Genomic DNA, 13,952 nt, shown 5'->3' with positions numbered 1-13,952 from the left:
TCAGGTTCAGGGTGAATTAGGTTTGGGCCGTGTGCGCACCCAAAGATCGGCGTATTTTACAAAAGTCGAGTGAGACATCACCACAGCGATCACAAACCCTTGGCCCCCATCGAGAAAGCCGCGACGTAAAAAATACATCCGAACAAAACAAGACAGCCCGTGACTAATTGCCGACAGCAAAGAACAAGTACGCCCTGCCTCAGCGCGGGCGATTGCCCACTGCTCGGCGTAAAGGGCTGACTTACTAACCAAGTGCCGGACATCATCGTACACTAAATGCAGCAAATCGCCTTCGAGGCGCCTTTCTGGTAAATTTTGAGGGTTGCTCAAGCGCTCGTGGACCCGGGTATCATCAAAGCCCGCTTGCGTGCGAGGATACAACCGTGGAATCCAGTCGGGATACATTGCGGTGTGACGCATAAACCGGCCAAAGCACCAACTCAGGCGATTGATATAATAAATTGCGGGCCCTGAACAAATGGCAGTTTCGATATTGCTGCGCAGCTCCGGTGTCACCCGCTCATCGGCGTCGATCATCAGCACCCAATCACCTGTCGCCAACGCTTGCGCCCGTTGGCGCTGCACCCCAAACCCTTGCCAGTCGCTGTTAACGACAACACGGGCGCCATATTCGCGGGCAATTTCGACCGTGCGATCACCACTGCCGGAATCAAGCACCACAATCTCGTGGGCAAATTGCAAACTAGCCAAACACTCTGCCAGCTTATTCGCTTCGTCTTTTACGATTAAGACAGCGGACAGTCGGACCTCGGCTGCTGCTTTAGCGGCCTCACTCAAGGCGTTCACCCGCGAGCGCCGATGCACTGCCATCGGCATTGGCTCCCTTAACGTAAGAGGCGACCGTACGCTGCTCCGCGGCCCGCAGATAAGCCCATAACACCACTAAGTAAAACAAATAAACGGTTACGCCACTGTTATGGCGAAAAAACGCTTGAGTCAAACCAAAGGTTGCAATCGAGGCCACCAAAATCATACCGGCGACCGCGTAAGTGTCTCCTACACCACCGCGTAAAAACTTACGCGCGAACAGCGTGAAAGGCACTGCATATACCAAAAGCAATGCAAACAGACCCAACAAACCCCGCCGTAAAAAAGCATCTAGGGAATCGCTGTGAACATGATCATAATGACTGATAATAACCCGCGAACGATCATCATCAATCATGCCGGTTAGCTTTTGGCCATAAGCTGACTCACCCCAGCCCAACATTGGCTTCTGCACGGCTAACCTAGTGCCGGCGCTCCACATCTCAAGCCGCATTCCGACCGAGCTATTCATGCGCACACCAGCGCTGTAATCCTGATAATCATCAACCGCACGATCGATACGTGCCTGAACCCCAGTCTGGGGCGTAAAATACAGCACTACCAACCCCACCGCTAATACCGCCAGCGCTAACGCCAGTGTGCGCTTAGGTAAATAGCGCCGATAACCTAAATAGAGCAAAACCAGCATTATCGGTAACGCCAGCCAACCACCTCGCGCGCCCGACACCAAAGATGCCACGGCGCCGGCCAAAGCGGCCACAGCAAGGGCGACCCACCACAGTGTGGCGTGGCGCTGCTGGCGCGCCCAACCGATGCCGGTTAAACACAGCCCCCCCATCAACAGCGATAAATTACCAAACTGAATCGGGTTCATAAAACCACCAGCGCGGACACGGTCCTCGACAAACATTTGCCACAGTGCCATGGCGCCGCCCGCTAACGTCCCCACTATTAGCGCGCCCCACCAATAGCTTTCACGCGGAGGATAAGCCAGTAAAAACAACAGCACCGGGATGGTCAATAAAAACCGACTTGGCTCCTCAAACGAGCTACTCGGTAAATGGTGGTAGGCGCTAATCGATGCTGACACCACCAGATAAAAAAGTAACGTGGCAATCAGCAACCAGTCCGAGCGCTCTAAACGCAGGTGTGGGCGCTTAATTAACAAAATCGGAAAACTACACAGACTCAACAGCGCCGGCGCGTAGGAGTAACCTGAGGGGATAGCGAGGCATAAAGCCACCGCCGCCGCTACTGTGTACGAGGCATAGCGACACAGCGGGGTAAAAGGCGTAACGAAATCAGCGGCGATTGTCGGTTTCATCAATAAATCTTACCTACACCTTTGCATTCATGCTTGTTATTGCACTCAATGTCGTAGCAGCCGGAACATCTGTAGTGACGATAGATAGTGCCGGTCTCCGTGATATCGTTTCGCTGCGACCAGCGCCGGCGTATTGAAGCATAAAACTCAACAGCCTGATACCGAGCGAGTCTGCCAAGCTGTGAAAAACTGTAACATCACTGACCAATGGCGCCATCGGTCAAGCCCGCTAAAGCCGTTAATACCCGCGCTGGCTTAAGCTCGCGCAGGCAGCGCAAATGCTCAAGCGGGCACTCGCGCTTAAAGCACGGCTGACACTCCAGCGATTGCGATACAACCGCAACACGATCACTTAACGGAGGCGTGAAATCGGCGGATGTCGAGCCGTAAACGGCCACCAGCGGACGCCCTAGTGCGGCGGCTATGTGCATCAAGCCCGAGTCGTTGCTAACCACTGCGGCGGCGGCGGCCATAAGATCAATGGCGTCAGCCAAACTGGTACGCCCTGCCAACGAATAACAAGCCTTGCGATCGCGCTCGGGGACTTCAGCAATAATAGCCTCGGCCACCGCTCGGTCTTTTTCTGAGCCAAATAGCCACACCTGCCAGCCGGCATCGATAGCGCGCGCCGCCACAGTCGCATAATGCTCGGCGGGCCACTGTTTAGCCGGGCCAAACTCGGCACCCGGGCACAGCGCCAACACCGGCCGCTCGAGTGTTAATTGATATTGCTCACCCAATGCCGGTAGCGCTTCGGGCTCTACGTGTAGCTCGGGGCGCGGCAAAGCCTTTGGCAGTGGCGCGCCCGGCGCAAATGCCAAAGCGGCAAAACGCTCAACCATTAACGGATAGCGCTTGGGGTCGAGTTTGCGGATATCATTGATCAAGCCAAAGCGCATCTCGCCGCGCCAACCAATACGTGTTTCGATACCAGCAAAGACGGGGATTAAGGCTGACTTAAGAGAGTTAGGTAAAATATAAGCGCGGCTATAGCCGCGCTTTGCAAGCGCACGGCCAAGCCGATAGCGTTCGCCCAGCAACAACTGACCGTGCCCCAGAGGCATATCAATACTGGCGGCCACTTCGGGCATACGCTCGGTTAGCGGCCGGCTCCAGGCCGGTGCCAACACATCGATCTCACTGCCTGGATGCGCTTGGCGCAGCAGCTTAAATAAACTTTGCGCCATCACCATATCGCCGACCCACGAGGGGCCGACAATCAGGGTACGTCGAGCCGAGCTGGAGTTACTCACAAAGATAATTAACCGGCAATGGGGGCCAGCCAACCTTTGTGTTGTGCCAAGCGGCCTTTAACGGCATCAAAATATAAGCCTTGCAACTCGGTCGTCATCGGTCCGCGCTTGCCTTCGCCAATCATACGGCCATCCAGCTCACGAATCGGCAACACCTCGGCCGCAGTACCGGTAAAGAAGACCTCATCGGCAATATAAACTTCGTCGCGGGTGATGCGTTTTTCGCGCACTTCATAACCGCACTCAGCGGCTAGGGCAAAAATTGTGTTGCGCGTAATGCCGTCGAGGCACGATGTCAGCTCAGGCGTATAGATAATTTTGTCGCGAATCACAAACACGTTCTCGCCACTGCCCTCGGCCACATACCCTTCGTTATCGAGCAGCAGTGCTTCTTCGCAGCCGCTGTCGAGCGCCTCTTGCAGCGCCAACAACGAGTTGATGTAGTGGCCGTTAGCCTTTGCCTTACACATGGAGATGTTCACATGGTGACGCGTATAGCTTGAGGTACGAACTTTAATGCCCAGATCCCGAGCCTCAGGGGACATATACGAGGGCCAATTCCAGGCGGCCACCATGACATGTACTTTCAGGTTGTCAGCACGCAAGCCCATGCCTTCGGAGCCGTAAAAAGCCATCGGCCGCAAGTAGCTCTCTTGCAGGTTATTTTCACGCACCACAAGCTTTTGCGCTTCGTTAAGCTGCGCTTTATCAAACGGCAATTTCATACGCATAATATGCGCCGAGCGGAACAACCGGTCGGTATGCTCTTGCAAGCGGAAAATACAAGTGCCGTCTTCGGCAGTTTCGTAAGCACGAACCCCTTCAAACACACCCATGCCGTAGTGCAAGGTGTGGGTCAGTACGTGTACCCGCGCATCGCGCCAAGGTACCAGTTCGCCATCCAGCCAGATAACGCCGTCGCGATCGGCAAATGACATAGCCAACTCCTAAAAAATTTACAAAATATAAGGGAAGGGCGCGATGCCCCCAACGAGCGGTTAGGCTTGATCCGGGCCCAGCATTAGTTGCTGCCACAAATCACTTACTTGCTGACGCTCGGCGGTGAATTCATCTGCGCCTTGCAGTACCGCCTCCTGGCGCTGTAACGCAAGGCGGTGTCCGGTGGACCGATAAGCCTTGTAGGCTTCAATCAGTTGGGCGACTGTTTCAGCGGTCATCAGACCGACCTGCTCCAGTGTCTCCAGTATACGGATGTTGTCCGTGTACTGGGTAAGCTTGGGCGCTTTTTGGGCCCACGCCAAAACCGCATATTGAACCATAAATTCAATATCGACGATACCTCCAGCATCCTGCTTCAGGTGAAATAGTTGCTCCTTTTTATCTGAGGAGCCAAGATGCGCACGCATTTTCTCGCGCATCTCAATCACATCGTGGCGCAACGTCGGCTCATCGCGCCCGCGGGTGAGAACCGCTTCACGCACTTTTTCAAAGCGCCCGGCCAATGCCGGATCACCGGCAACCGGTCTGGCTCGCACAGCCGCCTGGTGCTCCCAAGTCCAAGCCTCGGTAAATTGGTATTTCTCATAGGCCGCCAGCGACGTCACTAGCATGCCGGAATTGCCGGATGGCCGCAGACGCATATCCACCTCGTACAACTTCCCCGACGGCATTTGAGTGGTGATGATATGAATAATGCGCTGACACAAACGCGTATAAAACGTTTGGTTATCCACCGATTTTTCGCCATCGGTGCTGCCCTGAGTGTCGGTATCGTGGATAAACACCAGATCTAAATCCGAGCCGTGGCCCAGCTCGATGCCGCCAAGCTTGCCGTAACCGACAATAATTAGGTTGGGTTCACGCTCTTCTGAGCCGTCTTTGCGGCAAGGGAAGCCGTACCGGGCGACCATATTTTCCCACGCCAGCGCTAATACGTGCTCTAAAATCACCTCGGCAATATAGGTGAGGTAATCGCTCACCTTCATCAAGGGCAAAGCACCGGTGACCTCACTGGCGGCAACACGCAGCGCGTGGGCCGAGCGAAAATAGCGCAGCGACTCCATGTGACCCTCAAGGTCATCCCAGCTCATGCGTAATACTTCGCGCCGCATTTCATCGCGCAGCTCATCTTTACCCGGGGGGGCATAAAGACTTTCAGGGGTGAGCAGCTCGTCCAGCAAAATGGGGTGTGCAGCGAGCTCATCGGCAATCCAGGGGCTGGCCGCGCTCAAACGCACCAACTGTTGCATCGCGGTAGGGTTTTCAACCAGCAACACCAAGTAAGCGCTGCGCCGCGCCACGGCCTCAACAAACGGCAACACCCGCTTCAAGCCTTCGGCCGCTTCGATTTCAGGGGCCTGATCCAACGCGTGCAGTAAACGCGGCATAAAGGCGTCCAATCGGGTGCGGCTGGATGCCTGCATCGACAGCACCGGACGACTTTGGCGCAAATCGTCCAGCAAAGCGAGCACGCGCTCGGCGTTAACCCAGTTCGCTTCCGTTAACACCTCTAGTGCTTGCTGGTCAGAGTCTGATACCTCCCATACGCTAAACCACGCATCCAACGATTCGCTGTCCACGTCGTGCTCGGCATCAGGGTCGGCAATCACTTCCTGAAACTCTCGATTAACCAGCGCGCGATGCCCCTCCAGGGCGGCGGTAAAGCTCTCCCAGTCGGAATACCCCATCACCACCGCCAAGCGCAAACGATCAAGCTCATCTGTCGGTAGCGATTGCGTCTGACGATCTTGGTAGCCCTGAATTCCGTGCTCGGTATTGCGCAAAAACACATAGGCCTCAAGTAACCCGGTGCCGCTGCCCTCTGGTAAATATTTTTCCTGCTCTAACAGGGGCAACAATTTGCACACCTGACGCTCGCGCAACGCCAAATCGCGCCCACCGCGAATCAACTGAAACAACTGCACCACAAACTCGATTTCGCGGATACCACCAACGCCGAGCTTGACGTCCAAGTCCATGCCTTTGCGTTGCACCTGACGGTTAATCAGCCCTTTCATGGCGCGCAAGGATTCAATCACACTAAAGTCGACGTATTGGCGATAGGTAAAAGGCGCCAGTAACTGCATTAACTCAGCGCAGGCACTCTCGCCCCCGGTCACCCAGGCCACGGGCCGCGCCTTGATCATGGCGTAGCGCTCCCAATCGCGCCCCTGCGACTGATAGTAGCTTTCCATGGCGTCAAAGTTTTGCACCAGTGCCCCGCTTTGCCCGTGCGGCCGTAAACGCATATCGACGCGAAACACAAAGCCATCGGCGCTGTTAGTATCTAAACTCTGAATCAGCTTTTGCCCCAACCGGACGAAAAACTCTTGGTTGCTTAAGGTTTTTTTCTCGCCGTTAGTCTCGCCCGCCTCGGGGTAGGAAAAAATCAAATCGATATCGGAGGAAACGTTTAGCTCGCACGCGCCCAGCTTGCCCATACCCAACACCACCAAAGGCTGCACGGCGCCGGATTCCTGCCCGACGGGTTCGCCAAAGCGCTCAGTCAAGGCGCTGTAGTGCCAATTAAGGGCCCCATGGATCATCGTATCGGCCAGCGCCGACAACTCGGCCGTGGTTTCCGTCATACTCGCCGCGCGGGTAAAGTCACGCCAGATAATACGCACCATGGCGCGGTTGCGCTCCAACCGTAGCGTCCGGTCTAACTCTCGCTGATCAACGCAGGCGGCAAGCCGGCCTGACAGTGCCTGGATATCGTCTGAGGTCTGCGGGCGAAATAAACCATCACTCACCAAAGCGATCAAATGGGCGGGGTTCACGTTTAGGGTTTTCGTCACAAACTCACTGCACGCCAACACGTAGCGCAGCTGTGCCATAAACTCGCTAGCATCAGGCGCACCTTGTATGCCATCAATCAGAGCCGCCGGCTCACTAACGCTTTCGCGAACAAGCGCGTCTTGCAGGCTTTCTAGACAGTTATCGGCACTGCTTGATAGCGGCGCGGGTAGCTTCCAACGATCGGTCATAGTTACTCCTAAGATCTGCGCGTTATTGCGGTGGGGCGACGCGCAGTACCTCTTCTAAAGTGGTGAGGCCAGCGGCAATTTTTTGTGCGCCGGATAACCGCAGCGTGCGCATCCCCTCGCGCATAGCTTGCTTGCGCAGCGCCTGCAGATCGCAACCTTCGGTGATTAACTGTTTTAGGCTATCGGATAGCACCAGGATTTCAAAAATCCCCTGCCGTCCCAAGTAGCCGGTATTACGGCATTCAAGGCAGCCCACGGGGCGGTACACCAGCTCTGGCATGTTAACTTTCCAGGGCATCACCAATGCGCCCCACTCTTCACGGGCGATACTGCCGGGCTCTTTGCAGTGCGGGCACAGGGTACGCACCAGCCGTTGGGCCATCACCCCTAATAAAGTGGCATTAATAAGGTACGCCGGCACGCCCAAATCCAGAAGCCGGGCAATGGTTGCAGGAGCATCGTTGGTGTGCAAGGTAGACAGAACCAAATGCCCGGTAAGCGCCGCCTGCACCGCCATTTGCGATGTTTCCAAATCGCGCATCTCGCCCACCATAATAATGTCCGGGTCCTGGCGCATTAGGGTGCGAATGCCGGCGGCAAAATTGAGGTCGATTTTGTGGTGAACCTGAGTCTGATTAAAGCTCTCTTCCACCATCTCGATGGGGTCTTCGATGGTGCTGACATTCACCTCGCTGGTGGCCAATTTACGCAACGATGAATACAGCGTGGTGGTTTTACCCGAGCCGGTGGGGCCGGTTACCAGCACAATACCGTTGGGCTTGTTGGTCATGCCCTCCCAGCGCGCAAAGTCTTCGCCCACCAGGCCTAAATCGTGGAAGCTTCTCAACAGTACCTCTGGATCAAAAATCCGCATCACAAGCTTTTCGCCAAATGCGGTGGGCAGAGTAGATAACCGCAACTCTACCTCACTGTCGTCACTGCGGCGGGTTTTGATGCGGCCATCCTGAGGCTTGCGCTTCTCGGCGATGTTCATGCGGCCCAAGACTTTAAAACGGCTAACCACGGCCATGGCCACCGAGGCGGGCAGCTCGTAAACATCGTGTAACACGCCATCAATCCGAAACCGGATGCGCGCCACCTCACGGCGTGGCTCGATATGAATATCACTGGCGCGCTGATCGTAAGCATATTGTAACAACCAATCGACAATATTAACGATGTGCTTATCGTCAGCGTCAGGGTCGCCTAAGGTTTTCAGCTCAACCAGTTGCTCAAAGTTAGTGGCCCCAGAGGCACCTGGGCCACCGCTGGCACCGGAAACCGAGCGCGCCAAAGTATAAAACTCTATACTGAAGCGATCGATATCGGCCGGATTGGCGAATACCCGCCGCACCCGACGACGCGCGACATGCTCCACTTGCGGCTCCCAACCGGCCACAAAGGGCTGCGCACAGGCGATCACCACCTCGTCGGGGGTCACATCAACGCACAAAATATTGTGGCGTTTGGCAAAGGCATAAGAGACCACTGAGGTCACTTGGGAGACATCAATTTTGAGCGGATCGATATGCACCACCGGTAAATTGGCGCGCTCGGCCAACCAGTGGGTTAAGGTTTCACTGTCGAGCAGTTTTCCCGGCCGGCTCAGATCTTCAACCGTCTGGCTGGCAATGTACGCTAACGGGTGCATGGCGGCTTGCTGGCGACTGCGGTTAGCGCCCTGTAGCAAATTGGCGTCTTCTTGGCTCATTCGCCCAGCATTCACCAAGTCGTTCAGCAGCGAGCGCAAATCCAGCACCCGGTCAGTCGCTACCTTTTGCGTCATACCTTACTCCGTCAACCTTCATGTCAGCAGCGATTGTAGCGTGCATCGACAGCGGCCGTCACGGCGGCCTACAGCACTCTTTGATCACAAATATGCCCTAACGGGTGACCTGACGCACAGATATTTTTATACTGCCCGCTTATTTTGCACAAGGAATACACTCTATGCCCCTTGGTAACCCCTTTTCCAACATGTTTGGACGCTCGCCCATCAAGCCTATGCAGGAGCATATGGCCGTTGCCGTTAACGCCTCAAGTAAGCTGGTAAGCTTTTTTGAAGCCGTCATCAACGATGACTGGGAGCAGGCCCACGCCACCCAGCAAGCCATCGTCGAGCTTGAACATCAAGCGGATGATATGAAAAAGCAATTGCGCCTGCACCTGCCCAAAAGCTTGTTTTTACCGGTGCCGCGTACCGACTTGCTCGAGCTGCTGAGCATGCAAGATCGCATCGCCAATAAAGCGCAAGACATTGCCGGCATCATGCTTGGCCGCAAAATGCGTATCCCTGCCTCACTGCAACAGCTGTTTATCGACTTTGTTCAGTCCGGTCAGCGCACCGCCGAGCAAGCACTCACCGCGATTAACGAGCTGGACGAGCTGCTTGAAACCGGCTTTAGCGGGCGTGAACTGACGCTGGTAGAGGACATGATTGAAAAGCTCGATCAGTACGAGCGCCAAAACGATGCCTTGCAAGTCGAGATTCGCTCCGCGCTCTTTAAACTCGAATCTGAGTGGCCGCCTGTCGATGTCATGTTTCTGTATCAAGTCATCGACTGGATTGGCGATTTGGCCGACCGCTCCCAAGCCGTTGGCAGCCGCCTGCACCTGTTGCTCGCGCGCTGATATGCGGCGGTACGCCGCCTGAATTTGCACCAATAATACTACTGGGGATACACACATGACCGTTATTGCAGAATACGGCCAGATTCTTTTAATACTCGCCTGCGTATTTGGGCTGTTTATGGCCTGGGGGGTTGGCGCCAACGATGTGGCTAATGCCATGGGCACATCGGTAGGCTCCAAAGCGCTGACCATTAAGCAGGCGATTATTATCGCCATGATCTTTGAGTTTTTGGGGGCTTACCTCGCCGGTGGAGCCGTCACCTCGACCATCCGCAAAGGCATTGTCGATCCGGCGGTTATGTCCGGCTCGCCTGAGCTGCTGGTCTACGGCATGTTATCGGCACTCTTAGCCGCGGGCACTTGGCTGCTTATTGCCAGCATCTTGGGCTGGCCAGTTTCCACCACCCACTCGATCGTCGGCGCTATCGTCGGGTTTGCCGCAGTGGGCATTTCGGTAGAGGCCGTGGCCTGGAGCAAAGTGCTGTCTATCGTCGCCAGCTGGGTGGTTTCGCCAATGCTCGCGGGGACCATGGCCTTTTGGATATTCCGCTCCGTACAGCGGCTTATACTCAACACTGAAGATCCGTTCTCGTCCGCCCAGCGTTACATCCCATTTTACATGTTCGCCGTGGGTTTTTTGATCGCCATGGTGACCATTCTTAAGGGCCTCAAGCATGTCTTTAAAGACTCCGGATTTACCTTAAGCTTTCTCGAGAGCGCCGGCATCGCAACTATCCTGGGTTTAATCGTAGCGGGCGTTGGGGTGTATTTTTTACGTCGCATCAAGCGCGATAAGGCGAACGAGTCGGGCAACCGTTTTGCCAGCGTTGAACGCCTGTTTGCTATCCTAATGGTCTTTACCGCGTGCGCCATGGCGTTTGCCCACGGCTCTAACGATGTGGCCAATGCGGTTGGTCCGCTGGCGGCCATTATTAACGTCATCAAAACTGGCAGTGTCACCGTCAAATCAGCCATGCCCAGCTGGGTTTTGCTTATTGGCGGGGTAGGTATCGTCATTGGCCTTGCGACTTACGGGTTTAAAGTGATGGCCACCATTGGCAAAAAAATCACCGAGCTTACCCCGAGCCGCGGTTTTGCCGCCGAGCTTGCTGCGGCGGCCACTGTGGTGCTCGCTTCAGGTACCGGTCTGCCTATTTCAACCACCCATACGCTTGTGGGTGCGGTGTTAGGGGTCGGCATGGCGCGCGGCATTGGGGCACTTAACCTGCGGGTGGTTGGCTCTATTTTTATGTCCTGGATCGTCACCTTGCCTGCGGGCGCCGGCCTGGCCATTTTGTTCTTCTTTATGTTTAAAGGCATGTTTGGTTAACCGCCTCAAGCGTCTCCTAAGATCACCGCCAAGAGCCCGTCCATGCGGGCTCTTCTGCGTTTGCCCTAGCTGTATTACACTCTCGGCTCACCCTCTGAGAGCCCGAGTATGACTTTTGATTTAAAACGCTACAGCAATGCGCTAAGCCGCTTAGTCGCCCAGCGCTCAGTGAGCTGCGCGCTGCCCCAGTGGGACACCAGCAATAAAGCCGTTATTGAGCAGCTTGCCGAAGACTTTACCGAACTGGGGTTTCAGATTGAGATCATTCCAGTACCCGAGCACCCCGGCAAATACAATTTGCTCGCCACCTTAGGGCGCGGTGAGGGCGGCTTAGTGTTTGCCGGCCATAGTGATACCGTGCCCTACGATGCCCAGCACTGGAGCTCCGACCCTTTCACCCTGACTGAACGCGAAGGCAAGCTTTACGGGCTGGGCGCTACCGATATGAAGGGGTTCTTTCCCGCAGTGATGGAGGCCGTACGGGATATTGATGCCACCAAGCTACAAGCCCCGATTATCGTGCTGGCTACGGCGGACGAAGAAAGCAGCATGAGCGGCGCCCGTGCACTGCTGGACACAGGCGTCGCCCCGGGCCGCTATGCGGTGGTGGGCGAGCCAACTGGCATGCGCCCTATCAATATGCACAAAGGCATCTTGATGGAGTCTATTCGGGTCTTGGGAAAAAGCGGGCACTCATCTAACCCCGCGCTCGGCAATAGCGCACTAGAGGCGATGCACGAAGTAACCACCGAACTCATCCGTTACCGCCAAGAGTTGCAGTCGCGCTTTCACAACCCCGGTTTTGCAGTGGCCGTGCCCACTCTAAACTTAGGCTGTATCCACGGCGGCGATGGCGCCAATCGTATCTGTGGCGAGTGCGAGCTGCATTTTGATTTACGCTCAGTCCCGGGGATGCATAACGACGAGCTGCGCGCCGACATCAACCGCCGGCTGGCGCCGATCGCTGAACGCCGCGAAATTGACATTGTTTTCTCGACCCTGTTTGAGGGCGTCGACCCATTGCTGCAACCGCGTGACAGCGATCTTATTCGCGCCTGTGAAGCACTGACCGGAGCCTCAGCCGAGGCGGTGGGTTTTGCCACCGAGGCCCCTTTTTACCGACAGCTGGATATGCAGGCGGTGGTAATGGGGCCGGGCTCGATTGATCAGGCGCACCAACCGGACGAATTTATTGCCATCGAACAATTGCCGCCGGCTATTGACGTACTGCGTTCGCTTATCCATCATTTTTGTTTGGGCTCAGCGCCCACCACCGCTAACCACAAAGGCCAAGCATGAGCGTGAGTAATATTCAGGACTATGTGAAATGGTTTCGCCATTCGTCGCCCTACATCAACGCTCACCGCGGTAAAACGTTTGTGGTGATGCTGCCGGGCGAAGCACTTACGCACCCCAATTTTGGCCACATCATTCACGATTTAGCGCTGCTATCGAGCTTAGGAGTTCGCCTGGTACTGGTACACGGTGCGCGGCCGCAAATTGATTTACGCTTAAGCGCCGAGCAGCGCCCGCCCGTGTTTCATCGCAACTTACGTATCACTGACAGCGAATCGCTGCAGGGGGTTATGCAGGCCATTGGCGAGGCGCGCATCACCATGGAGGCGGCGCTCTCTACCGGGCTACCCAACTCCCCCATGCACGGCGCACGCATTGAGGTCGCCAGTGGCAACTATGTGGCAGCCATGCCTCACGGGGTAATTGACGGCGTTGATTTACAACACGCCGGCAAGGTGCGCCGCATTAACGTCCCGCAACTGACACGGGCCTTAGATGCCGGAGCTATCGCACTGTTGTCGCCTTTGGGCTACTCCGCCACCGGCGAAGTTTTCAACCTTACCTACACTGATGTTGCCACGCAGGCCGCCATCGCCCTTAAGGCCGACAAACTCTTAGCCTACTGCGATACCGACGGCGTTACCGATGCCCAGGGGCGGCTGGTGCGCCAGTTCACTCTGCCGCAGTGCAAACAACACTTGAACGAGAATATCGGCCAAACCAGCGAATTGACACAACTGGCACTTGAAAGTGCCTATTTAAGCTGCCTACAAGGCGTACAGCGCGCCCAGCTGGTGAACTACACCACCGATGGCGCACTGCTGGCCGAATTATTCACGCGTGACGGCCAAGGCACCATGGTCTACTCGGGTCACTACGAGCAGCTGCGCGGCGCAACAATTGACGATGTGGGCGGCATTTTAGGGCTCATTGAGCCGCTCGAAGCCGAGGGCATTTTAGTTCGCCGCTCCCGCGAGCTGCTCGAAACCGAAATCACTAAGTTTAATGTTCTCGAAAAAGACGGCACCATTATCGCCTGCGCTGCCGTCTATCCCTTTGGCCAGGTGGCCGAGCTGGCCTGTGTCGCCACTCACCCCGAGTACCGCAAAGGCGGCCGCGCGGCACAGCTGTTAGAGCAACTAGAGCGGCGCGCGCGCGACAGTGGTATCGACACTTTATTTGTATTAACCACCCAGACGGCGCACTGGTTTTTAGAGCACGGCTTTGTGCCAGGCGCCATCAACGATTTGCCGCTGGAGCGCCAGTCGCTCTACAACTACCAGCGCGGCTCAAAGGTATTTTTCAAAGATATTCGCTAACGTCACTAACCCGCAGCAAATCGGCCGCGTCTCCTGACCTGACGGCACCATTCTGTTATGCTT

At 55.8% G+C, this 13,952-nt stretch carries 10 protein-coding genes; 4 read left to right on the top strand and 6 right to left on the bottom strand.

Features of this window, described 5'->3' with window-relative positions:
* Positions 1–6 precede the first annotated feature (6 nt).
* The 6 genes from AACY82_RS04845 to AACY82_RS04820 all read right to left on the bottom strand — a co-directional run bounded on the left by AACY82_RS04845 (position 7) and on the right by AACY82_RS04820 (position 9,099).
* Complete coding sequence (locus AACY82_RS04845; RefSeq protein ID WP_339615653.1) at positions 7–831, bottom strand: glycosyltransferase family 2 protein; 825 nt, start codon at positions 829–831, stop codon at positions 7–9.
* Complete coding sequence (locus AACY82_RS04840) at positions 791–2,113, bottom strand: O-antigen ligase family protein (RefSeq protein WP_339615652.1); 1,323 nt, start codon at positions 2,111–2,113, stop codon at positions 791–793. The genes AACY82_RS04845 and AACY82_RS04840 overlap by 41 nt, the downstream gene beginning before the upstream one ends.
* Before the next feature lie 197 nt (positions 2,114–2,310).
* Complete coding sequence (gene waaF / locus AACY82_RS04835; RefSeq protein ID WP_339615651.1) at positions 2,311–3,366, bottom strand: lipopolysaccharide heptosyltransferase II; 1,056 nt, start codon at positions 3,364–3,366, stop codon at positions 2,311–2,313.
* A gap of 8 nt (positions 3,367–3,374) precedes the next feature.
* Positions 3,375–4,304, bottom strand: a complete 930-nt coding sequence (locus tag AACY82_RS04830; protein ID WP_339615650.1) for a branched-chain amino acid transaminase — start codon at positions 4,302–4,304, stop codon at positions 3,375–3,377.
* A gap of 60 nt (positions 4,305–4,364) precedes the next feature.
* Entirely contained in the window at positions 4,365–7,313 is a 2,949-nt protein-coding gene (glnE, locus tag AACY82_RS04825; protein ID WP_339615649.1) for a bifunctional [glutamate--ammonia ligase]-adenylyl-L-tyrosine phosphorylase/[glutamate--ammonia-ligase] adenylyltransferase, read from the bottom strand.
* A 22-nt stretch (positions 7,314–7,335) separates the two neighbouring features.
* Positions 7,336–9,099: a GspE/PulE family protein gene (locus AACY82_RS04820; protein ID WP_339615648.1), complete on the bottom strand. Its 1,764-nt coding sequence runs from the start codon at positions 9,097–9,099 to the stop codon at positions 7,336–7,338.
* 164 nt (positions 9,100–9,263) lie between these two features.
* Between AACY82_RS04820 and AACY82_RS04815 the strand changes: the two genes are divergently transcribed.
* From AACY82_RS04815 to argA, 4 genes are all read left to right on the top strand, one after another.
* On the top strand, positions 9,264–9,944 hold the full coding sequence (locus AACY82_RS04815) for a TIGR00153 family protein (protein WP_339615647.1): 681 nt from the start codon (positions 9,264–9,266) through the stop codon (positions 9,942–9,944).
* Positions 9,945–9,999: 55 nt separating this feature from the next.
* A complete protein-coding gene (locus AACY82_RS04810) occupies positions 10,000–11,274 on the top strand; it encodes an inorganic phosphate transporter (protein ID WP_339615646.1) in 1,275 nt (424 codons plus the stop codon).
* 108 nt (positions 11,275–11,382) lie between these two features.
* Positions 11,383–12,573 (top strand): acetylornithine deacetylase, encoded by a 1,191-nt coding sequence (gene argE / locus AACY82_RS04805; RefSeq protein WP_339615645.1) that lies wholly within the window; start codon positions 11,383–11,385, stop codon positions 12,571–12,573.
* Positions 12,570–13,889, top strand: a complete 1,320-nt coding sequence (argA, locus tag AACY82_RS04800) for an amino-acid N-acetyltransferase (protein WP_339615644.1) — start codon at positions 12,570–12,572, stop codon at positions 13,887–13,889. Before argE ends, argA begins: the two co-directional genes overlap by 4 nt.
* The last annotated feature ends 63 nt before the right edge of the window (positions 13,890–13,952 follow it).

Source organism: uncultured Gilvimarinus sp. (assembly GCF_963972205.1).
In the GTDB taxonomy this organism is placed as follows: Bacteria; Pseudomonadota; Gammaproteobacteria; order Pseudomonadales; family Cellvibrionaceae; genus Gilvimarinus; species Gilvimarinus japonicus.
Note: the sequence above shows the minus strand (reverse complement) of the source record. Positions and strands in the feature narration are given on the sequence as shown.

Excerpts from the sequence above, each read along its gene's own strand:
- AACY82_RS04845 (WP_339615653.1), bottom strand. The coding sequence starts at position 831 with ATGGCAGTGCATCGGCGCTCGCGGGTGAACGCCTTGAGTGAGGCCGCT.
- AACY82_RS04840 (WP_339615652.1), bottom strand. The coding sequence starts at position 2,113 with ATGAAACCGACAATCGCCGCTGATTTCGTTACGCCTTTTACCCCGCTG.
- AACY82_RS04830 (WP_339615650.1), bottom strand. The coding sequence starts at position 4,304 with ATGTCATTTGCCGATCGCGACGGCGTTATCTGGCTGGATGGCGAACTG.
- glnE (WP_339615649.1), bottom strand. The coding sequence starts at position 7,313 with ATGACCGATCGTTGGAAGCTACCCGCGCCGCTATCAAGCAGTGCCGAT.
- AACY82_RS04820 (WP_339615648.1), bottom strand. The coding sequence starts at position 9,099 with ATGACGCAAAAGGTAGCGACTGACCGGGTGCTGGATTTGCGCTCGCTG.
- AACY82_RS04815 (WP_339615647.1), top strand. The coding sequence starts at position 9,264 with ATGCCCCTTGGTAACCCCTTTTCCAACATGTTTGGACGCTCGCCCATC.
- AACY82_RS04810 (WP_339615646.1), top strand. The coding sequence starts at position 10,000 with ATGACCGTTATTGCAGAATACGGCCAGATTCTTTTAATACTCGCCTGC.
- argE (WP_339615645.1), top strand. The coding sequence starts at position 11,383 with ATGACTTTTGATTTAAAACGCTACAGCAATGCGCTAAGCCGCTTAGTC.
- argA (WP_339615644.1), top strand. The coding sequence starts at position 12,570 with ATGAGCGTGAGTAATATTCAGGACTATGTGAAATGGTTTCGCCATTCG.